Source organism: Corynebacterium riegelii (assembly GCF_016728505.1).
In the GTDB taxonomy this organism is placed as follows: Bacteria; Actinomycetota; Actinomycetes; order Mycobacteriales; family Mycobacteriaceae; genus Corynebacterium; species Corynebacterium riegelii.
This window is the reverse complement of the sequence record NZ_CP068159.1, coordinates 1,265,594-1,279,724: the sequence shown is the minus strand read 5'-3', so window position 1 is coordinate 1,279,724 and position 14,131 is coordinate 1,265,594. Positions and strand designations below refer to the sequence as shown.

Here is a 14,131-nt window from a genome sequence, read left to right as displayed (position 1 = left end):
GTTAATTTAGCGCATGAACCCCACGGAATGAGTTGCCGCCGAGCCCCGCTCGACGTACGCAATGCGATCAGTACGAATCAGGTAGCTACGCCCCTTCTCATCCTCCACCGTGATAGTCGGCGTGCCCGCCTCAATAGCGCTCTGAATCTTCGCAACAACTTCCTCGCCGCCTTCCGGCAGGCGGATGGTCAGTTCACGGGAAATGTCTGCAAGACCAATCTTGATATCCATAGCGGCCATTGTAACGGCCCGCCACACACCGCCTGCTTGCTGCTACCAGCGCGGGCTAGACTAAGGCGCGTGGCTACAGACGCGTCTTTACAAAACAGTCCTGTCAAACAACCACCCACCTTTACGGAACTAGGGGTGGCCGCCGAAATTATTGACGCACTGGCAGAGCTGGGCATCACCTCTTCTTTCTCCATCCAGGAGCTGGCAATCCCCATTGCCCTGGATGGCCGTGACATCATCGGCCAGGCCCGCACTGGCATGGGCAAAACCTACGGCTTTGGCATCCCGCTGTTGGACAGGGTCTTTGACGACGCTGACGTGGCCGAACTCGACGGCACCCCACGCGCGCTCGTTGTAGTTCCCACCCGTGAGCTTGCCGTGCAGGTAGGCGAAGACTTGGAGCGTGCCGCTAAATACACGCCGGTGCGCATTGCCACGATCTACGGCGGGCGCCCCTACGAGGAACAGATTGAGGCGCTGCAGCGCGGCGTTGACGTGATCGTAGGTACCCCGGGCCGCCTGATTGACCTGCACCAGCGCGGGGATCTCCGCCTGGACCAAGTGGCGATCCTGGTGCTCGATGAGGCCGACGAGATGCTGGACATGGGCTTCCTTCCCGACATTGAGAAGCTCTGGGCGGCGGTGCCCGCCAAACTGCAGACCATGCTGTTCTCCGCCACCATGCCAGGCCCGATCTTGGCGCTAGCACGCTCTAAAATGAACAACCCGCTGCACATCCGCGCCGAGGCGGAAGACGCCTCTGCCACCCACGCCAGCACCAACCAAGTGGTGTTTTTCTCCCACCGCATGGACAAGCCCGAGGTGGTCGCCCGCATCCTGCAGGCCAAGGGCCGCGGCCGCACCATCATCTTCGCCCGCACCAAGCGCAGCGCCGCCGAGGTGGCCGAAGACCTAGCCAAGCGCGGCTTTTCCGCCGGCGCTGTCCACGGTGACCTTGGGCAATCAGCCCGCCAACGCTCCTTGGACGCGTTTCGTGCAGGCGATGTGGACATCCTGGTGGCAACTGACGTGGCGGCTCGCGGCATTGACGTTGATGACGTCACGCATGTGATCAACTACCAAACCCCGGATGACCCGATGACGTATGTCCACCGCATTGGCCGCACGGGCCGCGCCGGCAACTCCGGCACCGCAGTGACCTTGGTTGGTTTTGATGAGGCGCACAAGTGGGAGCTGATCAACACCGAGCTGGACTTGGATAACCCCACCCCGCCGGAGTGGTTTTCCACCTCCCCGGAGCTTGCGCAGGCGCTGGATATCCCGGACTCAGCTTCGGCCACGGTGGGTCCTCCGCGTAAAGTGCACGGGGCACGTCCGGCGCGCCTGGATCGCAGCGCTCATGCACGATCCCGTTCCGGCAGCCGATCACGTTCTAGTTCCCGTTCCCGAGGAGGCCGACGCCGGTGACAAAGCCACTGCGCCGCACACGCGGAGATTTAATCGCTACTGCGGTCATTGCCGCGATTGCTGTGGTGCTGCTTGCCATCGCGTATTTCACTGCCCCGATCCGTGCGGCTGATTTGCAGTCTGCGCCGGAGGAGCTGGAAAACGAGGGCCGTTTGGCCACCGCTCCCACCAAGCTTGAGGAGCTGTTTCGGCTGCCTGATCACTCCCCTGAGCTGCAGCCGGTTGTGGTCAACGGGTTGATCATTACGTATTACAACGGCACGGTGACGGCAACAACGTCTTCGGGTGAGACGGCGTGGACGTACCACCGTCCGAATGAGCTCTGCGTGCTTGCTCAGGCGTGGGGCAAGGTTGTTGCCGCTTACAAGGACAACGCTGGCTGCGGCGACGTGGTGGCTATTGAGGCCCTGACCGGTAAGTACGCCGGTACGCGTTCTGCGATCGCGCCGACGGATGTGACGTCCGTTGTGTCGAATGACCGTGTTGGTTACGTCAGTTCCACGCGTGCGGAGCTGTGGCGTTCAGACATGGTGCGCACGGTGGAGTATGGCGCGGTTGAGGCGCCGCAGGAGCCGGATATGCAGCCGAATCAGTGCCAGATCACCTCGGCGTTGACTCGGACGGAGTTATTTGCGGTGACGGAGATTTGTACCGACGGCGCGTTTTTGCGGCTACAGAACGCTACTCCGGAGGATTCCCGCAAGCCGGAGATCTACTCCAGCCAGGAGATTGGGGATAGTGCTTACTTGGTTGCTATTTCCCAGGACGCAGCAGCGGTTTATGACCCGGACACGCAGGAGATCCGCTCCTACGACAAGGAGGGCAACCAACTCAGTGCGTCAACGGTGCCGGCGCTTGAGGCTCCCCTGACTATCGACGGCAGCACGCACATCCTGCCCGTCGCCGACCTTCCGCACCACATGACCTATTTTGAGGACGATTACCTGGTGCTGATGGAGCCGGCGAAGTTGACCGCCACTGACGTGTTCCAGGGCGCGTTGGGCACCGGTTTCGCTGCGGGTGACCGCCTGCTGTACGCCTCCTCTGGCGGGGTTGCCGTGGTGGATTGGGACAGCAACAAGGTCGAAGACATCATTCCCGTTGACCGCGGTGATTACGCCGGCCCAGTCTTCATTAACTCTGCTGGAGCAACGGTGGTGGAAAAGCGCGGCGATGAGATCGTGGTGCTGGCCGCGAGCTAGTTTGCTTATCTACGCTCCGTTTTCTCCACATACCGCTCCTCCAGCATCTGCCGTGTCGTTGGATGCCACAGGCTTGCCAATACAAACACCGCTGTAACCAGGGTGGCCACGGCCATGCCCGGCACGCCTCCGCGGAACATGTAGATGGCCACACCCACCAGGATGCATTCCACGAGCATCAGCGCGCCCATGGCGCGCGGGGTGCCGCGCAGCGTAGAGATGGCTATCCACGCGATGTAGCCAAACACGATGGCCAGAAACAGCGCGGTGCCAAGGTTGACGTAGTTGGCGGCGGCGGTCTCTGACTCTAGGACGCTCTGATGGTCATTGAACTGATCAATCAGCAGCGTGATGATGTAGCCAAACACGGCAACGCATTGCACAAGTGCTACTACCGCGCCGTAACGCAAAAAAGGTGCAACAGGTCTATTCACAGCCATGCAGTGTATCCCTCTTGGTATCCCTCTTGCGTACCCCGCTTGTGGCACAACACTGGTCGATTTGACCCGCAGCACCATTGTGTGCCGCCAACAGGAACTGCGTTTCCCCACTTCACAGCGTTGACAGCAATGAGATAGTTCACAAAATCGGGGTTAGGACCTAAGCATAAATGGCGCAGTAAATATGACTTCTGTCACTTTTTTGCATTTACCTCTAGCGAGAATCTAGCAATCGTGTCATTATTCTCAAGTAGCAAAAACAACGGGCTGGTTACACAGCCCTTAACCCTCAGCCACCACAGGGTTAACGCCAGGTTAAGCCGGTAGACGGGTCTCGGATCCTCCGAGTAACACCGCCCGGAGCCCTGGAATCAAACTTCGTTTGCAACATCCCAAGTAATTGGGGTTGAAGTGGTGCGCACTAAATGAAGTACAACGACGACACGAATTGGAGTTTTCATCATGGATTGGCGCCACGAAGCAATCTGCCGCGACGAGGATCCGGAGCTGTTCTTCCCGGTTGGTAACTCTGGCCCGGCTCTGTCCCAGATCGCCGAAGCAAAGATGGTCTGCAACCGCTGCCCGGTTACCTCTCAGTGCCTGAAGTGGGCACTTGAGACTGGCCAGGATGCTGGCGTGTGGGGCGGCCTGAGCGAGGAGGAGCGCCGTGCGCTCAAGCGTCGCAACAAGGCTCGTGCCCGCAAGCGCGCAGCCGTAGCTGTCTAAGACACAACCGACCAAGCTCGACGGGGTCAATTTCTTTCCCCTCTATACAAGGCGATACAGTTACACCTGAATTTCCCGTATTGACACATAAGGAGGCCCCACATGAGCAAGCGTGGTCGTAAGCGCAAGGACCGTCGCAAGAAGGGCGCAAACCACGGCAAGCGCCCCAACGCATAAGTTGACGCCTGCGTAGTAACGCAAAACAACACCGCCCCGCTCCCCTGGCTTCAAGGGATGCGGGGCGGTGTTTTAGCTCCCCCGGGAACTAAATGCAGCTACCTACATGCAGCTACTTAGCGATTTTTCGCTTGGTAGCCGGGTGTAGGTAGCTGCAAACGCGTTTGGGAGCACGCGGGCTGAGCCCGCCACCCGCTCCTACTGGTAGCGCACCTCGGTCACGCGCACTGTCGTCACAGAGGTAATAGACGTAATAATGCGCTGGCGCAGCGGTTCGGGTGCTTGAGCGTGCCCACAGCATTCCCGAAGCCGCCCGCGTACTGCCTGCTCGGATTCGAGGCGGCTGAAGCACTCAGGGCAGGACTCGATGGTGGCGCGGATTTCGTCGGCGCGGGCACGAGACGTCGAAGGATCGAAAAGCTCACACAGAAGCGATGTCAGCCGTGCGTCGCTGCAATCACCGCAGGTGCAGTTGCTGTCGGTAGCCATTTACTTCTCCTCCAGTCCGATGCCTTGCTCGTGTGCTACATCCTTCAACATCTCACGCAGCTGTTTTCTTCCACGGTGAAGGCGGCTCATCACCGTTCCCAGTGGGATTTCCATCACTTCGGCGATTTCCTTGTACGCCAAACCTTCAACGTCGGCGTAGTACACCACCATCCGGTAGTCCTCGTTCAACGAGTTCAAGGCGTCCGAGATCCGGGAGTTCGGCATCATTTTTAGCGCCTCAACCTCGGCGGATTCCAAGCCCGTGGAGTCGTGGGAGGAGGAGGTGTACAGCTGCGAATCCGTGACGTCTTCGGCAGAGGTCTCCAGCGGGCGGCGCTTCATTTTGCGGTAGTTGTTGATGTACGTGTTTGTCATGATGCGGTACAGCCACGCCTTGAGGTTGGTGCCCGGTTTGAAGCTGTCGAAGGCGTTGTAGGCCTTCAGGTAGGTTTCCTGCAGTAGGTCTTCGGCGTCTTGGGGGTTGCGCGTCATGCGCAGCGCGCCGCCGTAAAGCTGGTCCAGCAGGGGCATCGCTTCTTCGGTGAAGCGCGCCTTGAGATCAGTCGCAAGCTCGGTTTCGGGCATAGTGGCCATTGTAGGGCCCTTGGCAAACCACGTTTCCACACACGTGCTCACATGGCGTTACGCTTACGCCATGGCTGAGAAAACCCGCGCGCTAACCGCATTGAAAAACACCCCGCATGAGGTGCTCACCTACTCCCCTAGCCAGGATCATTTCGGTGAGCATTCGGTGCATGAGCTCAACTTGGACCCGAAGGCAACGCTTAAAACGCTGGTGATCCACCACGATCGTGATATGGCTATCTGCTGCGTGCCGGTCGCGGGTCACCTGTCGCTCAAGGCCGCGGCGAAGGCGCTGGGGTGGAAGCGCGCGGAGATGGCGGATCCAGCCAAGGCGCAGCGCGCCACCGGATACGTGGTTGGGGGTATTTCACCGCTTGGCACGCTGCAGACGCTGCCCACGCTTATAGATGCCTCCGTGGCCAACCTGCCCACCATCACCGTCTCCGCAGGCCAGCGTGGCCTGTCGGCCCAGCTCAGCCCGCAGGATCTGGCCAAGCTGACAAAAGCTCAGTTCGCGGATATCAGCTCCGCGTAGTCGTTTCGCACGTTGCCCACTTCCTGCGCCGCCTCGCTCCACGTAAGGCGATCCGCCACCCGCGAGGGGTGGACCAGCGCCAAGGCTTCTTCGGGGCTACCGGAAACCCAGGTACGGATTTCGTCTTCACGCAGAAACAGCGGCAGCCGGTGGTGCAGCCACGCCATGTTTTCGGTGGCGTCCGTGGTCACCATGGTCACAGACAGTTTGTCAAGGCCGGTTTCCCACAGCGCCGCCGCGTACAGCATGCCCTCGGCCGGGCGCACATAAAACGGTTGTTTCACACCGTCGCGTTGGAGCCATTCGTAGTAGCCGTTAAGAACCATCAGCCCCCTGCGGGACTTGAACGCAGAGCGGAAGGAGGGCTTTTCGGCAATGGTTTCGCCGCGTGCGTTGAATAGCGGCGGCCCGGTTTCATCTTTCTTCCAGGTGGGCAGAAGCCCCCAGCGGGCGGGGTTGAGGTGGGCGGTGGGGCCGTCGATACGCACGAGCGGCACCGGTTGGGTGGGGGCGATGTTGTAGCGTGGCGGCGGGGTGCCATCGGGGGCTTCGACGGTGGTGATGCCGTCTACACCCGCCACTTCATCGATGAGGTCCTGGCCTGAGGTGAAAAGCACAAAGCGTCCGCACATGCCTCCATTATGATGATCCGCATGACTAACCTGTGGCCTGCTCCTGTTGCTGCGTCTCCGATCATCCACACTGTGGCCATCCCGGGGTCTAAATCCATGACCAACCGGGCGTACATCCTTGCAAGTCTTGCAGAGGGTGAATCCACCATCACGGGTGCGTTGCGCTCGCGTGATACGGATTTGATGGAGGGGGCGCTGGCCGCCATGGGGGTGAAGTTCGCACATGAGGGCGACAGCATCCGCGTGACCCCGGGTGAGCTCAGCGGCGCGGAGGTTGATTGCGGCCTAGCCGGCACGGTCATGCGGTTCGTGCCCCCGGTTGCGGCTTTTGCACAGGGGCCTGTGCTTTTCGACGGCGACGCCTACGCCCGCAAACGCCCCATGTCCACCATCCTGGACGCACTTCGCCAGCTAGGCGTTGCCGTTGCCGGCGAGACCTTGCCGTTTACCGTGCATGGCCGCGGGCATGCAGAAGGTGGCGAGGTAGCCATTGACGCGTCTGGTTCCTCCCAGTTCGTCTCTGGCCTGCTGCTGGCGGCGGCGCGGTTTGATCGCGGCGTGACCGTGGTCAACGCTGCGGGCATCTTGCCGTCCATGCCGCATATTGAGATGACGCTTGCCATGTTGAAGGACGCCGGCGTGCACGTGGAGGCCACCGGCCAGCGTTGGCGTGTGGATCCGCAGCCGATTAAGGCAACGCACTTTGCCATTGAGCCGGACTTGTCGAATGCCACGCCGTTCTTGGCTGCCGCAGCGGTCACCGGTGGCCGGGTGCGGGTGCCGCACTGGCCGCTGAGCACCACCCAGCCGGGCGATGTCATCCGCATGATTTTGGAGCGCATGGGCTGCCACGTGGAGCTGTACGCGGACGGCAAGGACTACACCCTTGAGGTCCAGGGCCCGGAGCCCGGCGGCTTGCGCGGCCTGCGGTTGGACATGAGCGATATTGGTGAGCTCACCCCCACTGTTGCAGCTTTGGCTGCCCTTGCCACCACAGAGTCCGAGTTGACCGGCATTGCGCACCTGCGCGGCCATGAGACGGACCGCCTGGCGGCGCTGACGCGTGAGATCAACAACCTGGGCGGCGACTGCGAGGAGTTGCCAGACGGCCTGCGCATCCGGCCTGCCACCCTGCATGGCGGGACTTGGGCGAGTTATGACGACCACCGGATGGCCACCGCCGGCGCCATCTTAGGTCTGGTTGTTGAGGGCGTTGAGGTGGAAAACATTGGCACCACCGCGAAGACGTTGCCCGGCTTTGAGGTGATGTGGGACGAGATGGTGCGCTCCTAATGGCACGTCGCTTCCACGATTACGACGAATCTGACGTTCGCGTGCGCCGCGGCCGCGGCTCGCGCCCCCGCACCAAGGACCGCCCCACGCATGACGACGCCGAGTTTGGCATGGTGGTGACCAAAGACCGCGGCCGCTGGGGCGTGCAGCTAGATAGCGGCACGCTGGTGGCCTGCATGCGCGCTCGTGAGCTGAAGCGCACCTCTATTGAGGTGGGTGATCGCGTGGGCGTGGTGGGCGATACTTCCGGCCAAAAGGACACGCTTGCGCGCATGGTCAAGCGCGAGGAGCGCAGTTCGGTGCTGCGCCGCACGGCGGACGATACGGATCCGTATGAGCGCATCATCGTGGCCAACGCGGAGCTGATGCTGATTGTGGTTGCGGCTGCCGATCCCCCGCCGCGCACCGGGTTTGTGGAGCGCGCACTCGTTGCCGCCTTCGACGGCGGCGTGACCCCGATTGTGTGCATGACCAAGTCCGACATCGCTGATCCCAGCGAGTTCATCCGGGAAATCGAAGACTTAAACGTTGCCGTGTATGAGGTGGGCATTGAAGAGCCCATCGACGCGCTTTTGGCGCGCATCACCGGCAAAGTCTCTGCCCTCATTGGGCATTCCGGTGTGGGTAAATCCACCCTGGTCAACCGCATCGTGCCGGATGCGGACCGCGCAACTGGCGAGGTCTCCGGCGTTGGCAAAGGCCGCCACACCTCCACCCAGTCCGTGGCGTTTGCGTTGGCCGAAGGCGGATGGATCATTGACACCCCCGGCATCCGCTCCTTCGGCCTGGCCCACATTGCGCCGGAGGCCATCATTGACGTCTTCCCCGAGCTTGCAGACGTCGCCGATGCCTGCCCCCGCGGCTGCACCCACCTAGGTCCCCCAACGGACCCGGAGTGCGCGTGGGACACCGTCGAGGCTGACTCCCCGCTTGGCCGCCGCGTGCAGGCAGTTCGCCGCCTGCTCACCGCCCTTTACTCCAACAAAGAGTGGGAGCTAAAACAGCTCGATGAGAACCGGTAGCTCACTCGGGTCATAGAACGCCATGTAATTGTCCTGGGCGTCGCCCACGGCAAGCTCCGCGTCCTCATCCCCAAGATCAGCGGCGTCAATGCACGCGATGGCCTTCTTCGTGGCTTCCTCGGCGTCCTGCACGTCCACGTGGATCGCAGCGACATCCTCCAACGCCACCGGTGCGGACAGCTTGACCACGGACTCACCCATGTCAGGATGCCCGGTCGCCTCCACGTCCGCGGAAATCACCACACGGCGGTGCGGGAAGCGCTCTTCGTCCCCAATGGCGAGCAGGCGTATGGACGCCAACGCTGCGTCATCAAACGCCACCGCCTCAATCTCCTCCATATCCCCGGAGGTGAAGAACTCCTGCAGCTCCTTCGTGGCAGCAAACGCCCAGCCACTACGCGCGTGGATCAGGCCGTTTTCACTCAGGGAGGCCAACATGCCAAACGTGGCCGGAATGTAGACGCGCACCTTAGAACTCGCCCTCAACGCCAAACAGAGTCTGCACCTCAACTGCCGTGCGCTCAAACGCAGTGTGCAGCAGACCGATCATGCCGTACTCAACAGCGGCGCGGACGATCAGAATGTCATTGTCCACCATCACCGCATCATTGATCACCACATCGAGTGCGTCCACGGCAGCCTGGAAGGCGGCACGCTCCGGCTTTTCCACCCCGATCTCACCGGAGAGAATCACGGCATCAACATCACCGCGGAACTCCCACTCACGGATCTTCTCAGCCATCTCGCTGCCAGCTTCCTCATTGGACAAAATCGCAGTAGGCACGCCCTTTGCGCGCACCGCGGCGATCAGCTCACGCCAACGACGCTGCTCCTCCGCATCCCCGTCAAGCACCCCCGCGTAGTCCAAGATCAACGCCTGCATTCCAACTCACTTTCTTACATCCACGTTTTACTCGCCCCGCGGTTCCACGCCGCGTGCACACTTTAATGAACACGACACTCTAGATAAAAGCGCGTGCGACTGGGCACAATAGTACCTATCCGGTACACGCAACGTTTCACACCGTTTCACCGCAAAAACGAACCGCAAAAGGAGCAGCCTGCAACATGTACTTCCCGGCGCCTGGGTACCAGCACATGAAAGTACTCATCCCCCGTGCCACGCTTCCAGACGTCCCGCGCGCCCCCGGCGCCCTGCGCGGCTCCGGCATGCGAGCCGTGCCCGCCGACCCAATTTCACCGCTGGTACGCCAAGCCCTTGACGCAGCCTTTGGTCATCGCGACCCCGCAACCCTTACCGGCGCCCTATTTGACCTCGGCGTTCGCAGCCATATCCGCGCACGCAGGCGCACCGCACCAAACGTGCACAAGTTCCAGATCATCTCCAGCCACGCGCGTGACAACGGCGAATTCTTCGGCAGCGTCTCCGTCGGCGAGCGCAGATATGCGTATGCCGCCCGCATTCAAGACGGGCGGCTGGTGTCCTTCAAAGTGCTCTAAGCCTCTACCGGGGCCTCTTCCGGCTGCTCAAACTGCTTACGCATCATAAACAGCTGGCGGACGGTCTCCTCTTGGACGGCCTCATTCATAGCGTTGAACATGTCGCCGCCTTCCTTCTGGTACTCCACCAGCGGGTCACGCTGCGCCATCGCACGCAGGCCAATGCCCTCCTTGAGGTAATCCATCTCGTAGAGGTGCTCACGCCACTTCGTATCAATGATCGGCAGAATCACCATGCGCTCAATGTTGCGCATCTGGGACTCACCACCAATAGCGGAGACGTTTTCCTCCAGCTTGTCGTACTGCGCAAGCGCATCGTCCACAAGCGCCTGGCGCAGCTGCTGGGAAGTGATTTCGCCGGCGCGGCCGTACTCGGTGCCGTCGATAAGCTGCTGTGCCGAAACCGTCGGACCGTACAGGGACTCCAGAGCATGCCACAGCTCATCCAGATCCCAGTCCTCCACATACCCCTCATGGGTAGCGCCATCAACGTAAGCGCTGACGGTCTCTTCAATCATGCGACGAACCTGACCCGCGATGTCCTTGGAATCCAGGATCTCCTGACGCTCACGGTAAACAACCTTGCGCTGCTCATTGAGCACCTCGTCATACTTCAAGACGTTCTTACGCATCTCAAAGTTCTGATTCTCCACACGAGACTGCGCACTCTTAATGGCGTTGGAGACCATCTTCGCCTCAATCGGCACATCATCCGGCACATTGAGACGGTTCATCATGTTCTCCATGGTGTTGCCCATGAAGCGAACCATCAGCTCATCACGCATGGACAAGTAGAAACGCGTCTCACCCGGATCCCCCTGACGGCCAGAACGGCCACGCAGCTGGTTATCAATACGACGCGACTCATGGCGCTCCGTACCAATCACGTACAGGCCGCCGGCCTCACGCACCTCATCACCAAGCTGCTTCGAACGCTCCTTCGCCGCCGGCAACTGCGCGTTCCACGCCTCCTGGTAACGCTCCTCATCCTCAAACGGATCAAGGCCCTGCGCCTGCAGCTTCGCATCCAGCAAAATCTCCGGGTTGCCGCCAAGCACGATATCCGTACCACGACCAGCCATGTTGGTAGACACAGTCACCTTGCCCGGAAGACCAGCCTCCGCAATAATGCGACCCTCTTCTTCATGGTGCTTCGCGTTCAACACGTTGTGCTTAATGCCCTTACGCGTCAGCAACTGCGACAGGTACTCAGAACGCTCCACGGACGTGGTACCAACCAGGACCGGCTGGCCCTTCTCCACATGCTCCGCAATATCCTCAGCCACGGCGGCGAACTTCGCCTCCTGTGTCTTGTAGATCAGGTCATCACGGTCCACACGCTGGTTTGGCTTGTTCGGCGGAATGGGCACCACATCAATCTTGTAAATCTGGTGCAGCTCCGCAGCCTCAGTCTCTGCAGTACCCGTCATGCCAGCAAGCTTGTTGTACAGACGGAAGTAGTTCTGCAGCGTGACCGTAGCCAGCGTCTGGTTCTCATTTTTGATCTCGACGTTTTCCTTCGCCTCGATCGCCTGGTGCATGCCCTCGTTGTAACGACGACCCGCAAGCACACGGCCCGTAAAGGAGTCCACAATCATGACCTCACCCTGACGGATGATGTAGTCCTTATCGCGCTCAAACAGCTCCTTCGCCTTCAGCGCGTTATTCAGGTAGCTCACCAGCTGCGAGTGCTCCGGGGCGTACAGGTTGTTAATGCCCAGCTGGTCCTCAACGAACTCAACGCCCTCTTCAGACACGCCAATCGTGCGCTTACGCTGATCCACCTCATAGTGGATGCCCTCGCGCATACGTGGGGCAAGCTGCGCAAACACGGTGTAGAACTGGCTTGAACCATCCGCCGGGCCGGAAATGATCAGCGGGGTACGCGCCTCATCGATCAGGATGGAGTCAACCTCATCCACAATCGCGTAATTGTGGCCACGCTGCACCATCTCAGACACAGAGCGCGTCATGTTGTCACGCAGGTAGTCAAAGCCAAGCTCATTGTTGGTGCCGTACGTAATATCCGCGTCATACGCAGCCTTACGCTCCGGCGGGCGCAGCTCAGACAAAATCACGCCAACGCTCAAGCCCAAGAAGTGGTGCACGCGGCCCATCATCTCCGCGTCACGCTTAGCCAGGTAGTCATTCACCGTGACAATGTGCACGCCCTTGCCCTCAAGACCGTTGAGGTACGCCGGCAGCACGGACGTCAGCGTCTTACCCTCACCGGTCTTCATCTCGGCCACCGAGCCGAAGTGCAGCGCAGCGCCGCCCATGATCTGCACCTTGTAGTGCTTCTGGCCCAGCACGCGCCACGACGCTTCACGCGCCGTCGCAAACGCATCCAGCAGGATGTCGTCCAACGACGCCCCGTCTGCCAGTTGCTGCTTAAACTCGTCAGTCTTGGCCTTCAGCTCCTCATCCGTAAGGGCCGAATACTGCTCATCCAGCTCCATAACCTGGTCAGCGATCTTTGAAAGACGCTTAACGGTGCGCCCTTCACCGGCGCGGAGCAGTTTTGAAAGTCCACCAAACACGTTACGACGAATCCTTTTGTAGGTTTTGGGGGTATACCAACAGAACATTGTACCCACACCGGCGTTGAGATCACTATGTGGCTGGCAGGGTGGCTGGCTTGGGTGGGTTGGGTGGCTGGCTTGGGTGCGGGTAGAGCTTTTTGGAATTGCGGCAGCATGTTGCCAAACCGGGGATAGTTGCCGCAATTGCTAGGTGATTGCCAGGTTTCGAGTGCGCCGGAGTGCGGCGAGGTGCGGCTGTGGCGTGGTTGCAGTGTGGTCGCGGTCCGCGGGGCCTGCGCCACTAGCAGACAAAGATTTGGACCATGCGTTTCCCCAGGTCAGTTGTGTTTACACATCGCGGTTTCTACGTTGTGTGCTAGCAGGCCCGACCGGGAGGGGTCCGCAGGGCGAAACGGGGAGTGGCACCGCCCCACTGCTAGACGACTTTGAAAAACCGCCCCCAAAACCCCAGGTCACGTGTGCAGACATTTCACAAATTTTGCAATGTCGTCTAGCAGCGCACCGCAATGTCGTCTAGCAGCGCACAGCAGCAGAGGCGCTGCAGGCGTGCGCTGCAACAAAATGCACACAAAAACGCAGGCCGCAACAACAGCAAAATGCCCGCACCCCGTGCAGTACAGGGTGCGGGCCAACACGAGCCAAGAGGCTACTTACTCAGCAGACTCAACTTCGCCTTCCGGCGCAAGCGCGATCAGACCGTAGTCGAACGCGTGGCGGCGGTAGACCACAGACGGGCGCTGGGTCTCCTCATCGATGAAGAGGTAGAAGTCGTGGCCAACGAGCTCCATCTCGCTGAGCGCGTCATCCACGCTCATCGGGGTGTTCGGGTGCAGCTTGCTGCGAACAACCTGGCCCGGCTCAAAGTCGTCGAACTGGTCTGCGTACGGGTCAACGTCGTACTTACCCGGCGCTGCTTCACGAGCCTCAGCTGCCTCAGTTGCCAGCTCAGCTGCAACCTGGCCGGTGGACTTCGGTGCGCGGTGGCCGGAGCGGGAAATCTCGCGGCGGACCTTCACCTTGCGCAGGGAACGCTCCAGCTTGTCCACTGCAGCCTCCAGCGCAGCGTAGAAGCTGTCTTCCTTGGCCTCAGCGCGGGCGAGGTGGCCCTTGCCGGTTGCGGTGATCTGGATGCTCTCTGCGTGAGCCTCACGGCGCGGGTTGCGCTCGTGCTTGAGCTCCACGTTAAAGAAGGTCAGCGTTGGGTCAAGCTTCTCAATCTTTGCCAGCTTGGAGTTCACACGTTCCTGAAAGTGCTCGGGAACCTCGACGTTTCGGCCGGTGATGGTCACCTGGGCGGCGGGGCTCAGGCCGGCATTGTTGTCGTGTTCAGCAGCAGTCATGTCTGCTTTCCTCCTCAAAAGGTTGTA

The 14,131-nt window shown here is 60.6% G+C and carries 17 protein-coding genes; 8 read left to right on the top strand and 9 right to left on the bottom strand.

The window, feature by feature from the left end; genetic code table 11:
- Positions 1-6 precede the first annotated feature (6 nt).
- Complete coding sequence (locus tag I6I71_RS05940; protein ID WP_201819359.1) at positions 7-231, bottom strand: DUF3107 domain-containing protein; 225 nt, start codon at positions 229-231, stop codon at positions 7-9.
- A gap of 69 nt (positions 232-300) precedes the next feature.
- Here I6I71_RS05940 and I6I71_RS05935 point away from each other — a divergent pair, with 69 nt between their 5' ends.
- Positions 301-1,659 (top strand): DEAD/DEAH box helicase, encoded by a 1,359-nt coding sequence (locus I6I71_RS05935; protein WP_201819346.1) that lies wholly within the window; start codon positions 301-303, stop codon positions 1,657-1,659.
- Positions 1,656-2,861: an Rv3212 family protein gene (locus tag I6I71_RS05930; protein ID WP_201819342.1), complete on the top strand. Its 1,206-nt coding sequence runs from the start codon at positions 1,656-1,658 to the stop codon at positions 2,859-2,861. The genes I6I71_RS05935 and I6I71_RS05930 overlap by 4 nt, the downstream gene beginning before the upstream one ends.
- 5 nt (positions 2,862-2,866) lie before the next feature.
- On the opposite strand, the gene I6I71_RS05925 is transcribed toward I6I71_RS05930, so the two are convergent.
- Positions 2,867-3,301, bottom strand: coding sequence for a hypothetical protein (locus I6I71_RS05925; RefSeq protein WP_201819339.1), 435 nt, complete (start codon positions 3,299-3,301; stop codon positions 2,867-2,869).
- Between the two features lie 462 nt (positions 3,302-3,763).
- Here I6I71_RS05925 and I6I71_RS05920 point away from each other — a divergent pair, with 462 nt between their 5' ends.
- Together I6I71_RS05920 and I6I71_RS12260 are read left to right on the top strand one after the other, a co-directional pair.
- A complete protein-coding gene (locus I6I71_RS05920) occupies positions 3,764-4,027 on the top strand; it encodes a WhiB family transcriptional regulator (RefSeq protein ID WP_070464078.1) in 264 nt (87 codons plus the stop codon).
- 102 nt (positions 4,028-4,129) lie between these two features.
- Complete coding sequence (locus I6I71_RS12260; protein ID WP_370513275.1) at positions 4,130-4,204, top strand: 50S ribosomal protein bL37; 75 nt, start codon at positions 4,130-4,132, stop codon at positions 4,202-4,204.
- 198 nt (positions 4,205-4,402) lie between these two features.
- On the opposite strand, the gene I6I71_RS05915 is transcribed toward I6I71_RS12260, so the two are convergent.
- Together I6I71_RS05915 and I6I71_RS05910 are read right to left on the bottom strand one after the other, a co-directional pair.
- Positions 4,403-4,693 carry a mycothiol system anti-sigma-R factor gene (locus tag I6I71_RS05915; RefSeq protein ID WP_101733947.1) on the bottom strand — a complete coding sequence of 97 codons (291 nt, stop codon included), beginning with the start codon at positions 4,691-4,693 and terminating at the stop codon, positions 4,403-4,405.
- Positions 4,694-5,278, bottom strand: coding sequence for a sigma-70 family RNA polymerase sigma factor (locus I6I71_RS05910; RefSeq protein WP_201819336.1), 585 nt, complete (start codon positions 5,276-5,278; stop codon positions 4,694-4,696).
- 70 nt (positions 5,279-5,348) lie between these two features.
- Between I6I71_RS05910 and I6I71_RS05905 the strand changes: the two genes are divergently transcribed.
- Positions 5,349-5,813, top strand: a complete 465-nt coding sequence (locus I6I71_RS05905) for an aminoacyl-tRNA deacylase (protein WP_052205221.1) — start codon at positions 5,349-5,351, stop codon at positions 5,811-5,813.
- Here I6I71_RS05905 and I6I71_RS05900 read toward each other — a convergent pair.
- Positions 5,786-6,445, bottom strand: coding sequence for an SOS response-associated peptidase (locus I6I71_RS05900; protein ID WP_201819333.1), 660 nt, complete (start codon positions 6,443-6,445; stop codon positions 5,786-5,788). The genes I6I71_RS05905 and I6I71_RS05900 overlap by 28 nt on opposite strands.
- A 12-nt stretch (positions 6,446-6,457) precedes the next feature.
- Here I6I71_RS05900 and aroA point away from each other — a divergent pair, with 12 nt between their 5' ends.
- Both aroA and rsgA read left to right on the top strand, forming a co-directional pair.
- The gene (gene aroA / locus I6I71_RS05895; RefSeq protein ID WP_201819332.1) at positions 6,458-7,738 is read left to right on the top strand and encodes a 3-phosphoshikimate 1-carboxyvinyltransferase; all 1,281 of its coding nucleotides are present in this window, start codon (positions 6,458-6,460) and stop codon (positions 7,736-7,738) included.
- Positions 7,738-8,760 (top strand): ribosome small subunit-dependent GTPase A, encoded by a 1,023-nt coding sequence (gene rsgA / locus I6I71_RS05890; RefSeq protein ID WP_052205223.1) that lies wholly within the window; start codon positions 7,738-7,740, stop codon positions 8,758-8,760. Before aroA ends, rsgA begins: the two co-directional genes overlap by 1 nt.
- Here rsgA and I6I71_RS05885 read toward each other — a convergent pair.
- Together I6I71_RS05885 and I6I71_RS05880 are read right to left on the bottom strand one after the other, a co-directional pair.
- A complete protein-coding gene (locus tag I6I71_RS05885; protein ID WP_052205224.1) occupies positions 8,734-9,228 on the bottom strand; it encodes a DUF6912 family protein in 495 nt (164 codons plus the stop codon). The two genes, rsgA and I6I71_RS05885, sit on opposite strands and share 27 nt — an antisense overlap.
- A gap of 1 nt (position 9,229) precedes the next feature.
- Entirely contained in the window at positions 9,230-9,643 is a 414-nt protein-coding gene (locus tag I6I71_RS05880; protein ID WP_052205225.1) for an HAD family hydrolase, read from the bottom strand.
- Positions 9,644-9,858: 215 nt separating this feature from the next.
- Here I6I71_RS05880 and I6I71_RS05875 point away from each other — a divergent pair, with 215 nt between their 5' ends.
- Positions 9,859-10,221 (top strand): hypothetical protein, encoded by a 363-nt coding sequence (locus I6I71_RS05875; RefSeq protein ID WP_232305680.1) that lies wholly within the window; start codon positions 9,859-9,861, stop codon positions 10,219-10,221.
- Here the strand turns inward: I6I71_RS05875 and secA are convergent.
- A complete protein-coding gene (gene secA / locus I6I71_RS05870; RefSeq protein ID WP_236587248.1) occupies positions 10,218-12,761 on the bottom strand; it encodes a preprotein translocase subunit SecA in 2,544 nt (847 codons plus the stop codon). The genes I6I71_RS05875 and secA overlap by 4 nt on opposite strands.
- Positions 12,762-13,414: 653 nt before the next feature.
- Positions 13,415-14,104: a ribosome hibernation-promoting factor, HPF/YfiA family gene (hpf, locus tag I6I71_RS05865; RefSeq protein WP_201819321.1), complete on the bottom strand. Its 690-nt coding sequence runs from the start codon at positions 14,102-14,104 to the stop codon at positions 13,415-13,417.
- Positions 14,105-14,131: the final 27 nt, after the last annotated feature.

Coding starts and splice junctions, on each gene's coding strand:
- I6I71_RS05940 (WP_201819359.1), bottom strand. CDS start 231: ATGGATATCAAGATTGGTCTTGCAGACATTTCCCGTGAACTGACCATC.
- hpf (WP_201819321.1), bottom strand. CDS start 14,104: ATGACTGCTGCTGAACACGACAACAATGCCGGCCTGAGCCCCGCCGCC.
- I6I71_RS05915 (WP_101733947.1), bottom strand. CDS start 4,693: ATGGCTACCGACAGCAACTGCACCTGCGGTGATTGCAGCGACGCACGG.
- I6I71_RS05910 (WP_201819336.1), bottom strand. CDS start 5,278: ATGCCCGAAACCGAGCTTGCGACTGATCTCAAGGCGCGCTTCACCGAA.
- I6I71_RS05905 (WP_052205221.1), top strand. CDS start 5,349: ATGGCTGAGAAAACCCGCGCGCTAACCGCATTGAAAAACACCCCGCAT.
- aroA (WP_201819332.1), top strand. CDS start 6,458: ATGATCCGCATGACTAACCTGTGGCCTGCTCCTGTTGCTGCGTCTCCG.
- I6I71_RS05900 (WP_201819333.1), bottom strand. CDS start 6,445: ATGTGCGGACGCTTTGTGCTTTTCACCTCAGGCCAGGACCTCATCGAT.
- I6I71_RS05880 (WP_052205225.1), bottom strand. CDS start 9,643: ATGCAGGCGTTGATCTTGGACTACGCGGGGGTGCTTGACGGGGATGCG.
- I6I71_RS05875 (WP_232305680.1), top strand. CDS start 9,859: ATGAAAGTACTCATCCCCCGTGCCACGCTTCCAGACGTCCCGCGCGCC.
- rsgA (WP_052205223.1), top strand. CDS start 7,738: ATGGCACGTCGCTTCCACGATTACGACGAATCTGACGTTCGCGTGCGC.
- I6I71_RS05920 (WP_070464078.1), top strand. CDS start 3,764: ATGGATTGGCGCCACGAAGCAATCTGCCGCGACGAGGATCCGGAGCTG.
- I6I71_RS05925 (WP_201819339.1), bottom strand. CDS start 3,301: ATGGCTGTGAATAGACCTGTTGCACCTTTTTTGCGTTACGGCGCGGTA.